The following is a 3,761-nucleotide window of genomic DNA, read 5'->3' on the forward strand; positions in this document are numbered from 1 at the left end:
CTAAGAAAAAGAAATAGAATCTCGCTCGTCTCCGTAAAAGTAACGACGGCCTGCCGCCCTGGAGTGCGACAGGCCGTTGCCCTTGGAGTGGTATGAGGAGAAACTCGTTCAGGCGAGATTCGCGCCACAGTGAGGTCCGCGTTGCTCGTCCCGCGTGGCGGCCGGTAAAACGAGTTGAGGAGAATCTGTCGCTCACCCGACAGATCTCCCCAACGGGATTGTCATCTCAATCCCCGCTCTTTGTCAATTCCGATTTTCCGTTTCAAATTTGGTCGATTGCTGCGCCGGCCCGGTTACCGCAGGCGGCTGTGGTTCATCGATAATCCCAGGGAAAGTCCCCATCGGAGCAGTGGCCGTATTTGTGTCGCCCACCGAAATGTGCGGGGCAATCCAAACATTGAACATGAACGAGGCCAGACGGAACACCGGCGCCGCTTTCACGGACTGGTCGGCCCCGGTGGCGACACTTGCCCCCGCTGACGATTTTGCCGCAACTTCGGCTGGAAAAGCGACCATCGTCAACACGAGCGCGGCTGCGATACAGAGCAATCCTGCCGAACGGGTGAGACTTCGTCGCGTCCTGTTGGAATCTATGTTTGCGATCATGATCCGTTCCTCCGACTATATTATGGTTCTTTCGTTATTCAATTGCATCGGTCTAACCGAAATACAGCCCGGCGCCGGAGAAGTTGGCAGAAGTTTCATTTTAGGAGCGAAATAGGGAGCGGGACGAGAGTTCAGGGAGCCGAGAAGTCGCCGAGGAGGGTGGGAGGTCGGTCAGCCGGCGGTGCGGCTGAGGTCTTCGCGTGAAACTCCGTGTTCGTGCAGATTTCGGGCGAGCACCCGGCGGGCGCCGTAGAGGCGCGATTTAATCGTCTGTTCGGGAGTGTCGAAGATGAAGCCGAGTTCACGATAGGACAGGTCGGCGTAGTGGCGAAGCACTACGAGTGCTCTTGTTCGGGGGTGAAGTTGGGCGAGGGCAGCCTCGATTTTGAGGAACAGTTGCGCGCGGTCAAACTCATGTTCGGGGGTCTGCGATGCCGACGGCGTTTCGTCCTCGATTCTGGTCCGGTGTTTGCTGCTCTCGATAAAGTTGATGGTCTCATTTATGGCAATACGATAGAGCCAACTGAAAAAGCGCATTTCGGTGCGGAATGAATCGAGGTTTTCGTATGCTTTGAGGAACACGTTTTGGACGATGTCGCGGGCATCTTCGGGATCGAGCACCATCTTTCGGACCGTGCCCAGCACAACCGGTTGATACTTGTCTATTAGCTGGTCGAAAGCGTTCCGGTCGCCGTTGCGGCAGCGCCTGATCATCTCCCTGTCCGGACAATCTTCCATGTATGGCACCGTTATATGTCGCCGGGATTCCACCGGCGGCCGTTAATTGGTTTGGCCGCAAACCTGTTTTTCTATGTCCTGGCGTCGAACTGGTGAAGTGTCACAGATTGCACCCGAGACCGACGTGGGGTGATCGGTTGCGGGGCAGGATACCCATGTATACGGCAGGGGTGGGAGCAGGTTTCTCAGAAATCGAGAGCAGGTTTGATGGCGCCGGGGGCTTGGCTGGAGTCGCCGGCGACCGATTTGCGACAATTTGGCGGCGGAGGGGGGGGGACCGGCTTTTTTGCGTTGACATGGCCTCATTCGGAGACCAGACTACCTTTCAGGTGTATCAATTGGAGACGCATATCCAGGCTTAGGAGATAATTCCATGACCTCAAAGATACTGACGATTCTTGCTTTTGTTGTTGTTTTCGGCACGGCGGTCGGCGCCGCTCAGTTTGATGCCGATATTCGGATGGTCCAGCAGGGCAATGCCATGGAGGGTAAGTTCTTTGCCCGCGATTTGGTCTACCGAATCGACATGAACCACGGCGGTCCGGGGATATATGTGATTGTCGACCAAAAAGTCGATTCAGCCCTGGTCGTAAATACGGCGGCGCGGCAGTATATGCGCCTGCCCGTGACCAATCCCCAGATTATCAAGACCGACCTGATTCAGACCGCCCGCATGATCGAGTCTCTCGGTGTGATCAAGAACTATCAGGGGGAGGAAACGCTTCATGGGCTGGTCTGTGACCGGTACTACTATCTGCGCAACAACGAACCGCGTCTGGAAGTCTGGATCTCGCGTGATCTCGCTTACCCGATTCGTATCCAGAACGGCGTGGATACATCGTCGTATATGGAGCTGGTGAATGTTCTGGAACGGCCGCAGGACGACTCTTTATTTGTCGTGCCGGCCGGTTTTAGCGAGCGGGAAAGGCCCAAGCCGCCGGTCTCACCGGATGCTCCCGCGCCGCGCATAATCAAAGAAGGCACCAAACTTCGTCTCCCGATTGACCCGAAACGAGTTGCGGTTGTCCGTCTGATTAATACTGCCGTCGGCGAGTCGGCCTGTCTCCTGACCTTTTTCAGCGGTGGCAGTCCGGTCGATCCGGCCCGTGGCGGGGGACCCGAAACGCGCAGTATCAGCCTTGCTGCACAAGGAGATAAAGTCGAGCGCAGCTTTGATCTGGCGGCCGATGAGGTCCTGGTTGAAGTTTCAAAGGGAGCCGTCGCGGTCGATATTGACCAGTAAAGAAACCCGATAAAAGCATTGCAAGAATCACCCTTTTCGCTTACTTTTGTGGTTAGGCCATGTGAAGATTTTCTCATATGGTCTCAACCATGGTCGGCTCCGATCAAGCCAACGGCATGACCCGTTACGACAATCGACCGGCTCTTTGAGGCAGTGCAGCGCGATTATGAGAACAGTTGTCGGCAAGGACAGACATTATACGGTCGATGACCGGGGGTTTTTGCTCGATCCGGAAGAGTGGGACGAGGAATTCGCCCGGGTGATGGCGCCCGAGGTCGGTATTGATGACGGCTTGAGCGAGACCCACTGGGCGATGATTTATTTTATCCGCAACACGTTCCATCACATCAACCAGTGCCCGTTGATTTATGTCGCCTGCAAAAACAACTATATCGGGCTGGGCGATCTCAAGAAGTTGTTTCCCGCCGGCTGGCTCCGTGGCGCCTGCAAACTGGCCGGGGTCACTTACCGCGAAGGTTACTTGCAGCATATGTGGCTTGAGGGCGATATCGCTCACCATACCAACACCTACGACAAAAAGACCTACGAGACCGACGAACAGGGTTTCCTGCTTAACCCCGAGGATTGGGATGAAAACTTCGCTGTCCACAAGGCCTACGAACTGGGCATCCCCGGCAACTTGAGCGAACGCCACTGGCAAATCGTCCGGTACCTGCGAAAAGTCTACGCCGAGTTGGGTGCGGTTCCGACAATCTACCAGACCTGCGAGGCCAACAGCGTCAGTCTCGACGAATGCCAGACGCTGTTCCCGGGCGGGTATCATCGCGGCGCCGTCAAAATCGCCGGACTTCGGGCGCACTGACCGCGTCGACCAATAGCCACATATCGCTTGCTCCGGTTTCAGCCATCGGTTAGCTTCCCTCCAGCATAATCTGCAAACCATTAATAAATCGTGCATGACTGAAATCGCTGTCACCAACCCCGATCGACCGGATTTGCCGCCGTTGCGCCGTTATCGCGCGATTCGGGCGATAGCGCTTGGATTGATCGCGGGCGGACTGCTTTTGCTCGGATCGTGCACGAGCGAGCGTGAAAAAGTCGACCGGGTGTCGGTCGATTTGACCGAAATCAGGCAGCGGGACACGCTTCGGGCGATCACCACCTACAGTTCGACCAGCTATTTTGTCTACCGGGGGCAGCCGATGGGGTTTGA

5 protein-coding genes are annotated in these 3,761 nt (G+C 56.0%); 4 read left to right on the forward strand and 1 reads right to left on the reverse strand.

Going from position 1 to position 3,761, the window contains the following annotated elements:
* Positions 1 to 403: 403 nt before the first annotated feature.
* Positions 404 to 721 (forward strand): hypothetical protein, encoded by a 318-nt coding sequence (locus tag KKA81_16490; GenBank protein ID MBU2652525.1) that lies wholly within the window; start codon positions 404 to 406, stop codon positions 719 to 721.
* 56 nt (positions 722 to 777) lie between these two features.
* Here KKA81_16490 and KKA81_16495 read toward each other — a convergent pair whose 3' ends face one another.
* Positions 778 to 1,344 carry a sigma-70 family RNA polymerase sigma factor gene (locus KKA81_16495; protein MBU2652526.1) on the reverse strand — a complete coding sequence of 189 codons (567 nt, stop codon included), beginning with the start codon at positions 1,342 to 1,344 and terminating at the stop codon, positions 778 to 780.
* 373 nt (positions 1,345 to 1,717) lie between these two features.
* On the opposite strand from KKA81_16495, the gene KKA81_16500 reads away from it, so the two are divergent.
* The 3 genes from KKA81_16500 to KKA81_16510 form a co-directional block, all read left to right on the forward strand.
* On the forward strand, positions 1,718 to 2,587 hold the full coding sequence (locus KKA81_16500) for a DUF4412 domain-containing protein (protein ID MBU2652527.1): 870 nt from the start codon (positions 1,718 to 1,720) through the stop codon (positions 2,585 to 2,587).
* Positions 2,588 to 2,753: 166 nt separating this feature from the next.
* Entirely contained in the window at positions 2,754 to 3,410 is a 657-nt protein-coding gene (locus tag KKA81_16505; GenBank protein MBU2652528.1) for a TusE/DsrC/DsvC family sulfur relay protein, read from the forward strand.
* A 94-nt stretch (positions 3,411 to 3,504) separates the two neighbouring features.
* Positions 3,505 to 3,761 (forward strand): hypothetical protein (locus KKA81_16510; GenBank protein ID MBU2652529.1); only part of this gene is annotated, 257 nt, incomplete at its 3' end.

It is taken from the genome of Bacteroidota bacterium (assembly GCA_018831055.1).
Taxonomy (GTDB): domain Bacteria; phylum Bacteroidota; class Bacteroidia; order Bacteroidales; family B18-G4; genus M55B132.

Excerpts from the sequence above, each read along its gene's own strand:
- KKA81_16490 (MBU2652525.1), top strand. The coding sequence starts at position 404 with ATGAACGAGGCCAGACGGAACACCGGCGCCGCTTTCACGGACTGGTCG.
- KKA81_16495 (MBU2652526.1), bottom strand. The coding sequence starts at position 1,344 with ATGGAAGATTGTCCGGACAGGGAGATGATCAGGCGCTGCCGCAACGGC.
- KKA81_16500 (MBU2652527.1), top strand. The coding sequence starts at position 1,718 with ATGACCTCAAAGATACTGACGATTCTTGCTTTTGTTGTTGTTTTCGGC.
- KKA81_16505 (MBU2652528.1), top strand. The coding sequence starts at position 2,754 with ATGAGAACAGTTGTCGGCAAGGACAGACATTATACGGTCGATGACCGG.